The organism is Paramicrobacterium chengjingii (assembly GCF_011751765.2).
Taxonomy (GTDB): Bacteria; Actinomycetota; Actinomycetes; order Actinomycetales; family Microbacteriaceae; genus Paramicrobacterium; species Paramicrobacterium chengjingii.
The window spans coordinates 3,435,840-3,451,606 of record NZ_CP061169.1 but is presented as its reverse complement, the minus strand read 5'-3'; the positions used below and the strand labels follow the sequence as shown (position 1 = coordinate 3,451,606).

Here is a 15,767-nt window from a genome sequence, read left to right as displayed (position 1 = left end):
GAGGTGAGCGGCACACACCGATGTTCGTGTCAGTGCTGTTCCCGCGACGCGTGATGAGAGCACTCGCATGAGAAGCATAACGAAGGAGAACAAGAATGTCAGGATCGATCATTATCGCGGGCGCGCACGTATGGGCTGGGGCGGAGCGAGGGTTCGTTAAGACGGATCTCGCTATCGTCGATGGTCTCGTGGCCGATCGGCCGGCGCCGGAGTCCAAGCGCGTCGACGGCGACGGGCAGTGGGTCATCCCCGGTCTTATCGACGCACATTTCCATGCGTATGCCACGAGCATGGATGGCCTCGAGAACGAGCGCGGGCCATTGAGCTACACGGCGATCAACAGCACACTCCGACTCGCCGCGGCATTGCGCCGCGGGTTTACGACGGTGCGAGACGTCGCTGGTGGCGATATTGGCCTGGCGCGTGCCATCGAAGCCAGACTGTTCCCGTCTCCTCGATACCACTTCACGGGCCCCGCACTGAGCCAGACCGGAGGTCACGGCGATCCGCGCAGTCAGCACATCGATGTCTGTTTCTCTGGCGGTCACATGTGCGAGGTCGTGGACGGTGCCGATAACCTCCGAGTTGCTGTGCGGGAGCGGCTCCGCACCGGTGCGCACGCCATCAAGATCATGACGTCTGGCGGAGTGTTCTCCCTCGCCGACCCGATTCGGAATCCCCAATACTCGGCTGACGAGATCAGAGCGGTGGTCGATGAGGCTACTCGTCGAGAGAGCTATGTCGCCGCGCACGCATACTCGTCGGAGGCGGTTATGCACTCGATAGAAAATGGGGTGCGTTCGATTGAACACGGCAACCTCATCGATTCGGCGACTGCGCGGGCGATGGCCGGTTGGCGTGCGTTCCTGGTGCCGACACTCGCCGCTTATGACGCAATGGACCGTCGCGGGACCTCGATTGGGTTGAATGAGATCTCTCTCGCAAAAAATACAGAAGTGCTCTCGAAGGGTCAGGAGGCAGTGCAGATTGCGCTCGCCGCTGGCGTGAGCGTTGGCTTCGGCAGCGACCTCATGGGCGACCTCGAAGATGACCAGCTCGCCGGCGTTCGGCTGCAGGTCGCAGCCAGCGGAGCGGCCGAAACTATCCGGTCAATGACCGAGGTAAACGCGAAGCTCATTGGAGACGCGAGTCTTGGTCATCTCGGCGCGGGAGCGTATGGCGACGCCGTGATGCTGAGTGCGAACCCGCTTGAGGAACCCGCCGTACTGTGGGACGAGAACGCCCGAGAACTGGTCATTCAGGCCGGCCGTGTCGTCGGCGGGGTGTCGGAACGCGATGACGAATGAGGCGACAGCGCCTACGTGGCTCGGGTGTTGAACCTCAATCAGATCGACGCGATTCTCGCCGAAGGATAGCGCTACGCAGACGCGGGTGGACTGGGCAGGGCAGCGGTGAGTAACTCCCGCGCGAGCAGCGTCGCCCCGGCGACAGCGGCGGGCATTGCCACGACGGCGCCGAGCGGAACGAGAAAGCACAGCTGCGTGATGACGCCGAACCCGAGAATGCGCCACCGGTTCTGCTTGAGCAGTTGACGCCTCGCGGCAAGGGGAACGCCGTGCGACTCGAAGGTGCGCGACGTGAGCTCGCGCGCGAGCAGTCGCGCCGTGATGATGAATCCGAGAACCGCGGCGACAGCTGACCCCACTACGGGAATGAGACCGAGCAGAAACATCAGCAGAGCGGCGAGCACACCGAAGAACACGAGCTGAAGGCCGTCGATGATTCCGCGCCAGAAGCCTCCCTCGGCATCCGGAATCTCGCCGCCCAGATCGGTCTCTACGCCACGCGAAATGCGCTCGTAGAACGGGTCGCCGATTGCGAGCGTCAGCGCGGTGAAGGTGATGACGGCCAGAACGGATGCTGCGCCGAACGCGACGAGCCCGAGCAGAAACCGGATGATGTCTCGCAGAACGTCGTTCCACGACTCGGCGAACGGAGTCGCCCACGTGATGATCGTCGGCAGAAACGCTGCAAAGGTGATGAGCGCAGCAGCGAGCAGAACGAATGAAATCGCGGCCGGAATGAGCCCGAGGGCCATGAGCTTCGGCCGTGCGCGCCACGACCCGAAGCCGCGAAAGAGCATCGTCACACCAGACCAGAACTCTCGCAGCATGACACCAGCATATGGGTGCGCGACACCGAGCGTGCAGGGCCGGGCAATGGCTGCCCGGCCCTGCGGCGTCAGCGACGCGTGCGGAGTCGTCTGCGCGCGATCAGCAGCCCGGCTCCCAGTATGATGACCGCGAGAGCGATCGCCAGGGCAAAGCCCACATCGGCACCCGTCCAGGGCAGCGTGCCTTCTGCCGTGTCGCTCGCTGCATCATCGGTGCCGCCATTCGAATCACCGGGAGCGCCGCCATTGTCATCCGGGTTCTCCGGATCGACGGGCGGGTCAGTCGGGTCGACCGGCGGGTCCGTCGGCTCGGTGTCAACCAACTCGGCGTTCTGCAGTGCCACGTCAAACACGTGCGCGATTCCGTTGTAATCGGCGCTCGGCAAAATGACTGCCGTCACCGTCTTTTCCGCATCGATCGCCTGCGTCTCAGTAGCGAACACAGCGGTCGACGTGGTGTCTGCGCTGCCGTTCTTCAGGTTGCGCCCGCTCGTCGTTGCCACGGTGGTGTTGCCGAACTCGGGCGATGAGGCTGCCCAGTCCGCAAACTGCATCGCGACCTCCTGCGTTGACCCGTCGTCGTAGACGACGGTGGCAGTGCCCTCGCTTGGTCCGTTCGTCGCGAGCCCGAGAAACGAGATGCCGGTGCCGCGCTGCGGGTCGATCTCGATTCGCTGGCCGTGCGGAATCCAATGGTCGGGCTGCCCGTCCGCCGTCCCGGGCCAGGTGAACTGCACGTCGTCGACGGTCACGGTCTCACCGCCGACAAGCCCCTGTTCCTGCAGCTTCTCGCGCGACAACGAGTGGTCCGTCATGTCGAGCGATCCGTACGCACCATTGCTCTCAGACGTAATGCCCGTTGCGTTGCGCGCGTTCGAACCGTGATCGTACGACGGCGGAACATCGTCTGCCCCCGTTCCCCAGTCACCGGGTGTTGCCGACATTGTGAACTCAAGAGAGCCGCCGTTCTGGGTGAACTCTTCGGGAACCCAGGATGCCGTCTGAGCTGCGCCGTCCACGGCAAGACTCGTCGTGTACTTCGCTCCGTCGCTCATGCCGGGCGCCGTGATCTCGATTGTGCGGTCGCTGCCGACGCTCGAGATCGTGATGGCGTCGAACATGGGCGCCGAGACGACGAGGTTCGCCGTGCCGTAGATCGCGGGCATGATGCCGAGGTTCGACCACACGTACCAGGAGCTCAGCGACCCGAGATCGTCATTGCCCGGCAGACCGTACGGCGTTGCGTCGTACATGACGTCATGGGCGCGATACAGGGTGTCAGTTGTCGACGCCGGGTCCTGCAGCCAGTTGTATGCCCACGGCAACCCGAAGCTCGGCTGATTGCTCAGATAGGCGTAGTCGCTGAACGCGCCAGCATCCAGCTCGGTGAGCACCTCGTCAAGCGCAGCCTTCCCCGCGTCAACGCCGCCTCGCGCCTCAACGAGCGCAGACATGTTGAACGGAACAGACCAGCCGTATTGCTTGCCTGTGGACTGCTCGAACTGGTCTCCCTGTCTGGTGAGATCGGTGTTGGTGAAGCCGTGTCGATCACGCGCGTCGATCGCCTGCGTCTCTGGGTTCACCAGGTTGCGCCAGCTCTGCGAGCGCACAGAGAACGTGTTGTACGCGTCGTCGTATCCGAGTCGCTGCGCCAACTGCGCGATGGCGAAGTCGTCGACGGCGTATTCGAGCACGCGGGATGTGGCTGCACCGTTCTTCGAGCTCTCGATCCAGCCGAGGCTCGCGTACTGGTAACCGTCACTGCGGTTCGACGTGCTCATGGGAAGTGACTGCGAGGCGATCATCGATTCTACGGCGGCCGCGCGATCGTAATCGGTGCTTCCGAAAGCATCCGTCGCCGCGATCACGACCTGAAGCGAGTCGCCGGTCATCTTCGTCTGCGTCTGGTTATAGCTCGGCCAGCTCGTCCACACCCCGGTCTGCTCGACCATATCGACGATGGACTGGTTGATGTCGCTTGCGACATCCGGGTAGAGCAGCGCGATCAACTGAGCTTGGCTGCGGTACGTATCCCAGCTCGAAAAGTTGACGTAGAAGTGCCGGCCGTCACCGACCTTGTGCACGTCGCCGTCATAGCCGGTGTATCTGCCATCGGCATCCTCGAACACGTTCGGATGCAGAAGCGAGTGGTAGAGCCCTGTGTAGAACTCGGTGCGGTGCTCGTCTGAGCCGCCAGCCACATCGATCGTGCCGAGTGCTTGTTTCCAGCTGTCGGCGGCGCGATCACGCACAGCGTCAAAGTCCGCCTCGCCCACCTCTGACTGGACGTTGTTCGCCGCGCCGTCGACGCTGACAAAGCTCAGACCCACGGATGCGGTCACGTCAGCGCCAGGCTCGAAGCTCACCCATGCGCCCGAGCCGTGCTTCGTCGTCGTGGAGGATGCTGCGGTGGCTCCCTCGTGCAGGCCATCGCCGTCCCAGGTTCCGTAGTCGACGAAGTTGGTGTCGAAGTTCGCCGACATGTGCGCCGTGTACGACGGGCCCTGCGCGCACACGATTTTCGCCGTGACACTGGCGGCGACCGTGTTTGTTGCGGGGTCGATCGTGATTCCGGCATCCGACACATCGTTGTTGCTTCCGGCCGCGTCGATCAGCAGCGTCGACTGACCCTCGGGAAAGTCGAAGCTGCTGACAGCGGTTCGCGTTGTGGCGGTGAGTTCCACGCCGACGCCGTTGTCGAGCTCGACGGAATACCAGCCCGGGTCTGCGTCTTCGTTCGCGTGATCGAACGGGAGATAGTAGTCGGTGATGTCGTCACGCGGCGATGTGGGCGGGGCTGTCGCGTCAGTTTGGCCGCTCGAATATGGCATGATCGGAAAGTCGTAGCCGCCGAAACGTCCGCGGCAGCCGGTTCCCGAGAGGCGCGTCATGCCGAAGCCGCGAACCTCATCTGCGCCGTACTCGTAGCCGCCGAAGTTCTCGCCCGATGCTGAGTCGTATGTCGTGGGGCTCGACTGCACCATGCCGAAGGGAACGGTGGCGCCGGGGAACGTATTGCCGTACGCGTCGTTGCCCTTGCCCCCGTCCGCCGTGTCGAAGCCGGTGCCGATGAACTGATCCACGGCGTCGAACGCCGAGATGCCTGCATCGGCCATTGCCGGTGCCGTGGGCGCGAACAGGCCGAGTCCAACGGCCGCCGCGACGCCAAGGGTCGCCGCTCTGCTATGCAATTTTCTCCTCCGGAAGGGTCGCTCAAGGCTGTGAGCGCAGCCGTGCGCACACAGTTTTGAAAACGTTACCAAGCCTGCAAACAAAGGGGAAGAGCCACAGCGACTTCGCTCACAATCGTTTGTTGTTTGGCCTCCATGCGTTCAGCCTGAGGACACAACCGCACCGGCCTGCTACTCTCTGCCTGACAGCGCACGACACCGCGCACGGCTGTCGCGACAGCCACGCTCGGTCGTGGCTTTGAGGTGTCGCAGGGGAGTTTCATGGCGAGCATTCGTGTGGTGGGCGCAGTCATTGTGCGCGACGGCTCCGTGCTTGCGGCCAAGCGCGGCACGCAGAAGGCGCAGGCCGGGCTGTGGGAGTTTCCGGGCGGCAAGATCGAGGCGGGCGAGAGTCCGGATGCCGCGTTGCGACGTGAGATCACAGAAGAACTGGGATGCACCGTCGTCGTTGGCGAGCGGGTCGAGACGACCACTCACGTGTACGGAACCGTCGCCATCGAGCTCACGACGTTTCTCTGCTCTCTTGTCGAGGGCGAGCCCGTGGCGAGCGAGCATGCCGAGCTGCGCTGGGTAGCGGCATCCGGTCTTCACGACCTGGAATGGGCACCCGCTGACATTCCCGCGGTGAAAAAGATTGCGGCAGACACTCCCTGAGGAAGCAAGAGACTGGGTGGCCAGAGGCATCACCGACTCTCATCGTTCGTGCTTGTCGACTGCTGCTCCCACCGCTCCCACATCGCGGGCAGTTCCGCCTCGAGAAATCGGTAGAGTTCGGTCACGTTTTTCAGCCGCTCCCGCTGGACGGGTGGCGATGTGCTCAGCAGATCGAGGCCGCGCTCGGTGATCTGTCGGAACGCTGTGGTCTTTGCGTAGCGGCTGGCGAGCATCTGACTCCAGCCATCCGGGCGAATCCGGAGGTATTCCTGCCGCTCTCCCCGCTTGCGTACGCTCTCGACGAGGCCACTTGGCGTGAGCAGTCGTGCGGCTGAGCTGATGGAGCTGCGGCTGACTTCTAGAACGCGCGCGAGGTCAGCGGCGCTCTGTTCGGGCGGATCGCTGATGAGCAGCCATCCGATCACTCGGCCGGGGATGAGCGGCATCCCTTCGTGCGCAAAGAAGGCGGCAACCTCGTCGACGTAGTCGAGTTCGTCGTCACTTGGCGCTGTCATGTTCTCATTCTCTCGCACAACGAACCATCGCCCTCCTGGCGACTCATGGACGCAGAAACTCGACGATGAGCTCATTGACTCGTTCGGGACATTGCCGGTTCGACCAGTGCCCCGCACCCTGGATGAGCTCATAGCGAGAGTTCGGAATGGCGTCTGCCGCAGCACGCGACTTCTCGGGTGCGACTCCCACATCGTCGCTGCCCTGAATGATCAGCGCGGGGCACTGAATTTCGTGCAATCGAGGTCGCAGATCAACCTTCATGCTGCGAAAGCCAATTGAACCGTTCTGCCAATCGGATGACCCGGAGCCGTGGGCGAGCACATCCGCGTGGTATTCGTCGATGATCTCGTCGAAATCGTCGACGGGTCCGGCGAAGAGGCTGGTGCGTGCGAACCACGCACATGCTGAACGACGTCGGAAGATCAATGTGGGCAGTGTGCGATTGAGAAACGTTGACTTCGCCATGAGCCAGAGCAGGCGATGAACGAGCGGACCAAATGAGAGAATTCCAGCGGGTGCTAACGCCACCAGCCGTTCGACCCGTTTTGGCTTCTCGATCGCGAAGGCGAGGGCGAGTGCGCCCCCCTGCGACAGGCCGACCAACGACGCGCTGTCGAGTTCAAAATGGTCGAGCACGGCGTCGATACTCGCCAGCATCCGTTGATGGTCGGCGATGCCGCTCCACGGAGTGCTGCCGCCCTGCTTGGGCCAGTCGAGAGCAAAGACCCGGTGGCCTTCAGCGATCGTTGGAATGGCTCGCCTCCAGCTGAGTGAGATGTTGTCGTTTCCCGCACCGCTGAGAAGAATCACGGGACTCCCGCTTTCGCCACGCGTGATCACGCGCAGTGAGCCTTCGGGCTGCGGAATCAGAATAGAGGTTCCCAGGTCGGCCGCGGAATCACGAGGCATAGTCATGGAATCAAGATACAGCTATTGCAGTCATGACTGCAATAGCTGTAATAAACGTATTGGACATAGTGCCCGACGGGATCTCATACCTGAGTATGTGCTCTGCGGTCGAAGATCACTCGCACGGATGTGTCGCATGCAAACCCGGATTGCCTACTCTGAGTGGAGCGCGGTACATCTGCCGTGCCCAACAACGAAAGCGAGTGAGGTCATGCGGTTCCGCACGCTCAGCGCGGCAGCATCCCTTCTGATCATCGGCGGTGCGCTCACCGGCTGCTCGATGTTCGATCCAGGCGAGACCACGAGCCAGGATCGCGAAATCAGCGATGTGACGGCGATCGACCTTGAGACGTCGGGCAACGTCGTGGTGACGAAGGGCGATGACGTGTCGCTCACGATCACGGCCGGCGAGAAGGTGATCGATTCGCTCACCTCTGACGTGCGCGGCGGAGTTCTCACGCTGGGATCGAACGCCGGTTTCCCCCGGGTGATGGGCGTGACCGGCCCGATCACGTATGAGCTCACCGTTCCCTCACTCGACACCGCGACGGTATCGGGGTCGGGTGGCCTCACTGCCGACTTCTCTGGGGTGGATGCTGTCGAACTCACGATCAGCGGATCGGGCGACATCGATGCATCGGGCGTTGACGCTGACACCGTCGAGGCGGTCATTGAAGGCAGCGGCAATGTGCGGGTGAACGACCTGGATGCGGACTCGGTGACGGCGCGTATTGACGGCTCAGGTGACATTGCACTGGTGGGCGCTGCGGCTCAGCAATCAGTCACCATCGAGGGTGCCGGCGACATCGACGCGTCAGGCGTTGATGCGGTGGATGCTGTCGCTCTCATCGAGGGCTCGGGCACCATCGTCGTCAATGCCACAGGTACCCTCACGGCGACCATTGACGGCAGTGGAACGATCCGCCATTCCGGCGGTGCCACCGTCGAGAAGAACATCTCGGGCTCGGGTGACATCGTCGGGGTGGATTGAGGCGGGCGACTGTTCGTGAACCGAGCTTGGGGTTGGACTCTCTTGACGTGACCATTCCACTTGTGTAATGATCTCTCCACACAACCATTCCACTTGTGGAATCGAACGGAGTGAGAGATGAAACTGGAGCACCTTCTGCTCGGATTGATCGGTGAGCATCCGGCGACCGGCTACGAGATCAAGAAGTTTCTCGATCTGCACGGCCGCTTTCTGCGCTCGAACACGACGATGAGCCAGGTGTATCGCAGTCTCTCCACTATGACCGACCGAGGCTGGGTCGCCTTCACGGTCGACACCCGCCCCGGCGCGCAAGACGCCAAGATCTACCGAACCACGTCCGAAGGCATGACCGTCTTTCTCGACTGGCTCACCGGGCCCTACGCTCCTCCCTCGCGCTTTCAGGAGCCCGAGTTCACCGCTCGTCTCAGCTTCGCCGGGTACATGACTCGAGAGCAGCTCATCGACCTGATCGATGTGGAACTCGCGGCCCGCCGTGACCAGGTAGCCCGCTACCGTTTCCGCGACCGTACGCTCAACATTGACCCTGCCGTTGCATTCGACGTCGAGTTCGCTTCAGCGTTGGGCGAGCGCCTGCACCAGTGGGGTGCGCGTCAAATCGACGACTACATAGAGACGATCGCTGCCCTGAGAAGCGACATCCTCGACGACAAGATCGTGAACCCCGACGTGCACGCTCCGGCAACCCGCGAAGGAGCGACTCGATAATGCGCGCCATCATGGTGATGTTCGACAGTCTCAATCGACACATGCTACCGCCGTACGGATCAGACGAGATCATCGCTCCCAACTTCACACGACTAGCCGAGCGCACCGTCGCCCTCGACAACTTCTACGCCGGATCGATGCCCTGCATGCCGGCACGGCGTGAGATCCACACGGGGCGGTACAACTTTCTGCATCGCAGCTGGGGGCCGCTCGAGCCCTTCGACGATTCGATGCCCGAGATGCTGAAGCAGGCCGGGGTACACACGCACCTGGCTAGCGACCACCCTCATTATTGGGAAGACGGCGGCGCGACCTACCATCCGCGTTACTCCACGTGGGAGTTCTTCCGAGGCCAGGAGGGCGACCCGTGGAAAGGCATCGTTGATCGCGCACCAGCTGAGGGGTTCAAAGGTGCAATCATGCGTCAGGACGCCATCAACCGCGGCTACCTGCGGCGCGAGGCGGAACACCCGCAGACGAAGACCTTTGATGCGGGGCTGCACTTCATCGAGTCAAACCTCGAGGCCGATCGCTGGTTCGTCCAGATTGAATGCTTTGACCCGCACGAGCCGTTCTTCAGCTACGACGAGTACAAGCAGCTCTACCCACACAAGTATGACGGCCCGGAGTGTGATTGGCCGCCGTATGCAAAGGTCACCGAACCCGATGATCAGGTTGAGCACGCACGAGCCGAGTACAAAGCTCTCGTGTCGATGTGTGATCGATCTCTCGGCCGTGTGCTCGACATGATGGATCAGAACAACCTCTGGGACGACACGCTGCTGATCGTCAATACCGACCACGGTTTCCTTCTCGGCGAGCACGGTTGGTGGGCGAAATCAGTGCAGCCGTGGTTCAACGAGCTGGTTCACCTTCCCGCCTTTATCTGGGACCCGCGCACTCGCGCGGCGGGCACCCACGATCGTGCTCTCGTGCAGACTGTCGACATTGCGCCGACGCTTCTCGATTTCTTTGGGGTGCCGAGCACGCCCGACATGCTCGGCACCCCGATCAGAACAACGCGCGCCACCGAGACGGAGTCGAACTCGGATGCTCGCGAGGGGGCGTTGTTCGGCATTCACGGAGGCCACGTCAACGTCACTGACGGTCGCTATGTCTATATGCGGGCGTGCGCGACTCCTGACAATGCTCCGCTCGAGGAATACACGCTTATGCCCACACATATGCGCGGCCGTTTCGCACCGGCAGAGTTCACCGATATGGAACTGGCCAAGCCGTTCAGCTTCACCAAGGGCGTTCGCACGCTCAAGCTCACCGGTCGCGCGCAGGTCAACCCCTATACATTCGGCACGCTCCTGTTCGACCTTGAGAGCGACCCTGCGCAGGAGCATCCGCTGGACGACCCCGACCAGGAGCTACGGATGCTGCGGCTGCTCGCCCAGCTAATGCGTGAGAACGATGCTCCGGCGAGCCAGTTCGAACGACTCGGCCTCCCCCTCGGCAGCGAGCCCGAACCCGCGCATCTTCTTGTCAGAAGGCAGAGCGAAATCGCCGCTGCGGCTGCCGAGCCCCTTCCTCCGCTCGACGAGTTCGCTTCGGGGAAGCTGAATCTTGGCACGCCCGTCTCAGAATTGTTGGCCGACCAGCGATCGCGCACAGTTCTCGATGCTCACGTTCCGGCTCTCACCCAGAGCGAGTTTCTCGGCATGCTTGGCAGCACGACACTTTACGCGCTTGCAGCCACGACAGCCCTGTCGACGGCCGTGCTCCACAGGATTGCAACGGAGCTCGCTCGCATCTGACTGCTGCGTGCCGCAGCCCAGCGCACGGCAGCATCCACGTACTGTCCATCTACCATTTCCGCCGTCCGGTCGATATTGCCGATCCCCGGGCTCCCCGATCACCGTCGATTACTGGAGAACCCATGTCCACAACACACACATCCTCGGGCGGCGCGCACCCGCCGACATCTGAACTTCGCGCGCAACAGGCAGCGCGTGTGCCGCATCGTTGGCGCAACCTCATCACGTTGACGGGAATCACGGTCGTTGACAGTACGGAAGCCGGGCTCACGACAACGCTGTTTCCGACTATCGCGCGCGCGCTCGGGCTTGACAACGGTCACCTTGGCATTCTTGCCGCGGTCGGCAAGGTCATCGCGGTTCCGTTCGGTCCCGCCTGGGTGTGGCTCGCGTCACGGACGTCGCGACGGTTCGTGCTTGTCATGACGACAGTGCTCGCCGGAGTTTTCGGCATCGCGGCAGGGTTTGCTCAGGACTTCACTGTTCTGCTCATCTTCAACACGTGTATGGCTGCAGCGCTCATTGGAGGACAGCCCATTGCAAACGCCGTCATCTCCGACTCATTCGACGATAAGAGCCGCGGCAAAGCCGTGGGAATGTTCTATGGGGTGATGGCGCTTCTGAGCTCGGTGCTCGGCCCGCTCATCGCTCAGTTGTCCAACTTCTCGGACGGTTGGCGCTGGGGCATGTGGATCATTGGCGCAGTCTGCCTCGTCGTTTCTGCGCTCGTGTTCATCTTCTTCAAAGATCCGGGCATCGGGGCTTCAGAGACTCAACTTGTTGATATGTCTGCCGAACAGCGCGACACGGTGCGACCCACGATCCGCTCAGTGCTTTCTCTGTTCGCGATTCGCAGCTTCTCAATCATGCTTCTGTCGCGCCTGCTCTCTGGCCACCTTCTGATCGCCGTCTTCGGCCTTCAGTTCCTCGTCACCGAGCGCGGCTTCAGTAACGCTGTGGCATCGATCGTGCTGCTTCCATTCGGTATCGGCTACTTCTTCGGCACGTTCGGTGGCGGGTTCACCACGAGCTGGCTCGATCGTGTTTTCCCTGCGCGCGGACGCGTCGCGTTTCTGCAGATCGCGCAGATCCTGTTCGCACTCGTCGCCTACTTCGGCACTCAGTTCGATTACGGAAATATCGGGGTGTACGCCATCTTCTGGGGGCCTTATGGGTCTTGCTCAAGGATTGAACCCAGGTGTGAACCGGCCGATCGTGATGGCTGTGACACTTCCTGAGTTGCGTGGTCAGGCATTCGCGATCTTCATCACCATTTTCGAGGCGATCGGCTGGGCGATCTTCACGTTGTCGGCCGGCATCCTCGTTGATGTGTTCAGCATTCAAACGGTGTTTCTCTGGGTTCTGGTGATTCTGATGGTGGTAAACGGGCTCGTGATCACTGCTCTCTACGCGACGTATCCAAAGGACGTACGGAACGTCGATGACGCCTTAGATGCGCGCCGCGGGGCTGCGGCACTCGAACGCCCCTGAGCGCTCCCTGATCCGCCCCTTTCCTCGGCCACCGCGTCGGGATATGGTGCCCATATGGGGGCGGAACAGAACGCAGACAACCGCCGTGAGTTCCGTGACGGCGAAGATCCGACGAAGATGGCAAACCAGCCAGCACTTCGCACATCATCTGGTGCGATCTGGCTTGGCATCGGCGCGCTGCTCGTGGTGATCTGCCTCATCGTTCTCATTCCGCTTATTCCGCTCGGCAACCCGGCGCCACTTTTCGGGGCCGTGCTTATCGTGCTGCTCTATGCAGCGATGATCGTCGTGCGTTTTGCCGTGCATCGACCCGTCGCCCGACTGCGCGCACTCGCAGCGCTGTTTGGACTCATCGCGCTCATCGGACTTCTCGCTGTGCTGATCTCGGCATACGCGGGCACACCGTAGTCAACCTGTATGAGAAAGAGAGAGTGATTATGCCCCTCGACAAAGAACTCATTGCCCAGTTGCTGCGAGACACCGCGCCGAAGTCGATGGTTTTTATCGACTCGACGGCGGGTACGAGCGATCCGGAAGGTATGGCTGTTGCCCGGCGCACGCATGTCAGAGACGGTTTGAGCGCGGCGGGGGCACCGGATGCCGACATCGAGGCGATCCTCGATGTGATGGCCGACCCCACGGGAGTCGCCGACCCGTCAGTGCGGTTCGCGATAGCGCAAGACGGTGAACTGCGGTTTCACACGGTCATGGGCGGTTCGATGCAGAGCGACGAGTGCATCCGCTACGGCTCCGTCGTCGACGTGACGCCGTTGCGGCTGCAGATTCCCGATGACGAGCTGTTCTTTACCGTGAGCGCATGGCGTGGCGGCGGCGACATCGAGGTCTTTGCGGAAGGCGACCGCAACCCGATCGTCACGCGGCACATCGAGTCTGACTCTCCCTATATCAACAAGGTGAGCGCGGGTCGTACGTCGGAGGCCAATCTGCAGCGCCACAGCGAAGAGACGTGGAAGCATACTCAGAGCGAGGTCGCCGAGCAGATCACCACGTTGATCGCCGAGCACCACCCGCGAGTAATCTTTCTCTCGGGTGACGTTCGCGCGGTGCAGATGCTGAGCGGTCAGCTGAGTGATCAAGCCACACACCTGCTGCACGTCATCCCCGGTGAGGTTAATGCCGAGGGGGCATCGGAGGATCGCGTGCGTCACGCGCTCGAGGTGCAGCTGGATGCTGCCAGGCGGCGACGCAATCGCGCGATCCTCGACGAGGCTGCCGCCGACAACGGCAAGCTGCAGGCGACAGGCATCGGCGATGTCGTTCACGCGCTCGCGCAGGGGCAGGCTGACTACGTGTTCGTCGATCACCACGCGCTGCTTCAGCACTCGCTGTTTGCGCTCGAGGCCGAGCCGTGGGTGGCGACGGCACCCGAGGATGCTCTGGGAACACCGGTGCTCGAAGAGATTGTCGCGACGGCGGCAGTCGTCCGCGCGGCGGTGCTCACCGATGCGAAGGTGCGCATCGTCGAGCCGGACGAAATCGGCGAAGGAACGGGTGTGGTCGCGTCGTTGCGTTGGCCCGTCGGTCCCGACCGACCCTGACGCGGAAACGCTCCCGACGTGCAATCACTTTGATGGCGAGTGACGGTGGTGCCGGTCGCGCTCACGATGCCACGTGCTTTATGGAGTCGTCTCCTCAACGTTGAGGCGCAGCCAGCCCTCATCGAGGAGTCGAAATCCTGCATCGATTGTCGCTCGCGGATCGGTGTCCTTTGAGGCGACAAGCTGGATCTGCAGGGCGAATCTTACGTAGAAGCGAATCGCATTAGTCGGGTCCGCGAGCCCGAATTCGTCGGTGATCACGGCAACGAGAGATTCTTCGTGGCGCAACCACATTCGTTCTGCGTACTCGCCGAGGGCAGGCGTTGCTTCCATGAGTGCGAGAATCTGGCGCTGAGGCTCAGTCTCGAACGCGGCGATCTCGGAGAGATAGTGTGCCTTCAGCGCATCCGAAATCGAGGTCTCGGGCGCGCGGCCGCTCACCGCGGACACGAGCTGCTGGTGACGCTCGTCTTCATCACTGAAGGCAAGTGATTCTTTCTGCGGGAAGTGCGCGAAGACCGTTGTCGGGGACACGTCTGCCTTGTCGGCAATTTCGCGAACGCTCACCGCGTCAAAGCCGCGAGCGAGAAACAGCTCACTCGCTGCATCCAGAATCGAGGTTCGGGTTGCTGCCTTCTTCCGCTCTCGGCGTCCCGTCTGGTGCACATCGCTCATGTCGATCATCTTACTGGAGTCAATTCATAATCGACTTGACTACAAAAGTGGTATTGATACAGTTCTGTAGTGATACCAGTTATGAAGATGAAAACACGAGTTCGAGAACTGCGAACTCGCAATCCATGAGAGAAGAAGACCATGAACGACAAGAACTCTGAGGTGCTTGCTCCTGATGTGCACCCAACAGGGCAGCACTGGCCGGAGCAGAACCGAACACGGGAGGACCAGTCAGAGAAGCGCCCGACAGCGCTGCGCCGAATCTCGGGAGCGCTACTGATCGCCGGCCCTCTCGTGTACTTTGTCGCCGAGTTCATCGCGGCCGCTGCGTGGGCGGATCCGCCCTACAGTTACACATACCACTTCATCAGCAACCTCGGAGTTCATGGTCCTTCAGTGCTCTTCGGCCAATACATGTACTCGCCGCTCGCATGGGTGATGAACACCGGCTTCTTTGTCTTTGGCATCACGATATTTGCCGGGGTAGCCATGCTTCGCGGGCTAGTGGGCTGGCGCCATTGGCTGACACTTGTGCCCGCCACGATGCTGGCGGCCGGCGGCATTCTGCTTGCACTGTTTCCCGGGTCAGGGGAGGCGATGAACGATGGCACCGGCGAATTTCACAGCATGGGCGCCTTCGCGGGATTCGTCGGGGGAAATGTTCTCGCGATTTTTCTCGGCGTGATGCGCCGTCGCGTCGGGCTCTCTCTGAAAATCGGCCGAACGCTGACCGTGCTCGGCTGCCTCGGACTTGTGGCGATGGTCGGCTACCTCGTTGACATCATCTCTGGGGCGAACGTGCTTGTCGGCCTCGTCGAACGTGGCGCTGTCTACCCGTTCTTGACCGGACTCATCTGCGTGGGAGTGGCGACGGTGAATCGAGGTCGGCGTTCAGCGCAACCAGGTCGTGAGTGAGCCGCGGCGCGCTCCGTGCAGCTCGACGTGACAGACGACGCTTCAGTCTCTGTCGCGTTGGCTTCGATTGAGGAGGTTGAAGATCGCCTTGACGTTGTCGTGCACAATGCCGGCGTTCTCGAGACTGCGATCGACGGACCCGCTGCCCTGTGTTCGTTCGACACACACGCCGTGGGCATCGTGCGGGTCACGGAAGCGGCACTTCCCCTGCTACGGCGCTCGTCGAACGGGTCGCGACGCGTC

Annotated in this window: 15 protein-coding genes and 1 pseudogene; 11 read left to right on the top strand and 5 right to left on the bottom strand. The window is 61.9% G+C overall.

The window, feature by feature from the left end; translation table 11 throughout:
* Positions 1 to 95 precede the first annotated feature (95 nt).
* Positions 96 to 1,307: a metal-dependent hydrolase family protein gene (locus HCR76_RS16655; RefSeq protein WP_166986632.1), complete on the top strand. Its 1,212-nt coding sequence runs from the start codon at positions 96 to 98 to the stop codon at positions 1,305 to 1,307.
* 71 nt (positions 1,308 to 1,378) lie between these two features.
* Here HCR76_RS16655 and HCR76_RS16650 read toward each other — a convergent pair whose 3' ends face one another.
* Together HCR76_RS16650 and HCR76_RS16645 are read right to left on the bottom strand one after the other, a co-directional pair.
* Complete coding sequence (locus HCR76_RS16650; protein WP_244971430.1) at positions 1,379 to 2,134, bottom strand: EI24 domain-containing protein; 756 nt, start codon at positions 2,132 to 2,134, stop codon at positions 1,379 to 1,381.
* Between the two features lie 68 nt (positions 2,135 to 2,202).
* Positions 2,203 to 5,325 (bottom strand): GH92 family glycosyl hydrolase, encoded by a 3,123-nt coding sequence (locus tag HCR76_RS16645; RefSeq protein ID WP_166986634.1) that lies wholly within the window; start codon positions 5,323 to 5,325, stop codon positions 2,203 to 2,205.
* Positions 5,326 to 5,586: 261 nt separating this feature from the next.
* Here HCR76_RS16645 and HCR76_RS16640 point away from each other — a divergent pair, with 261 nt between their 5' ends.
* Positions 5,587 to 5,979, top strand: coding sequence for a (deoxy)nucleoside triphosphate pyrophosphohydrolase (locus HCR76_RS16640; protein WP_166986636.1), 393 nt, complete (start codon positions 5,587 to 5,589; stop codon positions 5,977 to 5,979).
* A gap of 29 nt (positions 5,980 to 6,008) precedes the next feature.
* Here the strand turns inward: HCR76_RS16640 and HCR76_RS16635 are convergent, their stop codons facing one another.
* Complete coding sequence (locus tag HCR76_RS16635) at positions 6,009 to 6,494, bottom strand: GbsR/MarR family transcriptional regulator (RefSeq protein ID WP_166986639.1); 486 nt, start codon at positions 6,492 to 6,494, stop codon at positions 6,009 to 6,011.
* Positions 6,495 to 6,537: 43 nt separating this feature from the next.
* A complete protein-coding gene (locus tag HCR76_RS16630; RefSeq protein WP_166986642.1) occupies positions 6,538 to 7,410 on the bottom strand; it encodes an alpha/beta fold hydrolase in 873 nt (290 codons plus the stop codon).
* Between the two features lie 205 nt (positions 7,411 to 7,615).
* On the opposite strand from HCR76_RS16630, the gene HCR76_RS16625 reads away from it, so the two are divergent.
* The 7 genes from HCR76_RS16625 to HCR76_RS16595 all read left to right on the top strand — a co-directional run bounded on the left by HCR76_RS16625 (position 7,616) and on the right by HCR76_RS16595 (position 13,934).
* Positions 7,616 to 8,395 carry a GIN domain-containing protein gene (locus HCR76_RS16625; protein WP_166986645.1) on the top strand — a complete coding sequence of 260 codons (780 nt, stop codon included), beginning with the start codon at positions 7,616 to 7,618 and terminating at the stop codon, positions 8,393 to 8,395.
* 117 nt (positions 8,396 to 8,512) lie between these two features.
* On the top strand, positions 8,513 to 9,121 hold the full coding sequence (locus tag HCR76_RS16620) for a PadR family transcriptional regulator (RefSeq protein ID WP_166986648.1): 609 nt from the start codon (positions 8,513 to 8,515) through the stop codon (positions 9,119 to 9,121).
* The gene (locus HCR76_RS16615) at positions 9,121 to 10,884 is read left to right on the top strand and encodes a sulfatase (RefSeq protein WP_166986651.1); all 1,764 of its coding nucleotides are present in this window, start codon (positions 9,121 to 9,123) and stop codon (positions 10,882 to 10,884) included. Before HCR76_RS16620 ends, HCR76_RS16615 begins: the two co-directional genes overlap by 1 nt.
* Positions 10,885 to 11,006: 122 nt before the next feature.
* Positions 11,007 to 12,122, top strand: a complete 1,116-nt coding sequence (locus tag HCR76_RS16610; protein ID WP_198248094.1) for an MFS transporter — start codon at positions 11,007 to 11,009, stop codon at positions 12,120 to 12,122.
* Positions 12,109 to 12,375 carry a hypothetical protein gene (locus HCR76_RS16605; RefSeq protein WP_198248093.1) on the top strand — a complete coding sequence of 89 codons (267 nt, stop codon included), beginning with the start codon at positions 12,109 to 12,111 and terminating at the stop codon, positions 12,373 to 12,375. The genes HCR76_RS16610 and HCR76_RS16605 overlap by 14 nt, the downstream gene beginning before the upstream one ends.
* Positions 12,376 to 12,429: 54 nt before the next feature.
* On the top strand, positions 12,430 to 12,783 hold the full coding sequence (locus HCR76_RS16600; protein ID WP_166986654.1) for a hypothetical protein: 354 nt from the start codon (positions 12,430 to 12,432) through the stop codon (positions 12,781 to 12,783).
* A gap of 29 nt (positions 12,784 to 12,812) precedes the next feature.
* Positions 12,813 to 13,934, top strand: coding sequence for a baeRF2 domain-containing protein (locus HCR76_RS16595; RefSeq protein ID WP_166986657.1), 1,122 nt, complete (start codon positions 12,813 to 12,815; stop codon positions 13,932 to 13,934).
* Between the two features lie 78 nt (positions 13,935 to 14,012).
* On the opposite strand, the gene HCR76_RS16590 is transcribed toward HCR76_RS16595, so the two are convergent.
* The gene (locus tag HCR76_RS16590) at positions 14,013 to 14,609 is read right to left on the bottom strand and encodes a TetR/AcrR family transcriptional regulator (RefSeq protein ID WP_166986659.1); all 597 of its coding nucleotides are present in this window, start codon (positions 14,607 to 14,609) and stop codon (positions 14,013 to 14,015) included.
* Positions 14,610 to 14,750: 141 nt separating this feature from the next.
* Between HCR76_RS16590 and HCR76_RS16585 the strand changes: the two genes are divergently transcribed.
* Entirely contained in the window at positions 14,751 to 15,524 is a 774-nt protein-coding gene (locus HCR76_RS16585; protein ID WP_166986662.1) for a DUF998 domain-containing protein, read from the top strand.
* Positions 15,525 to 15,539: 15 nt separating this feature from the next.
* Positions 15,540 to 15,746: pseudogene (locus tag HCR76_RS16580) on the top strand (SDR family oxidoreductase); the annotation flags it as partial.
* Between the last annotated feature and the right edge of the window lie 21 nt (positions 15,747 to 15,767).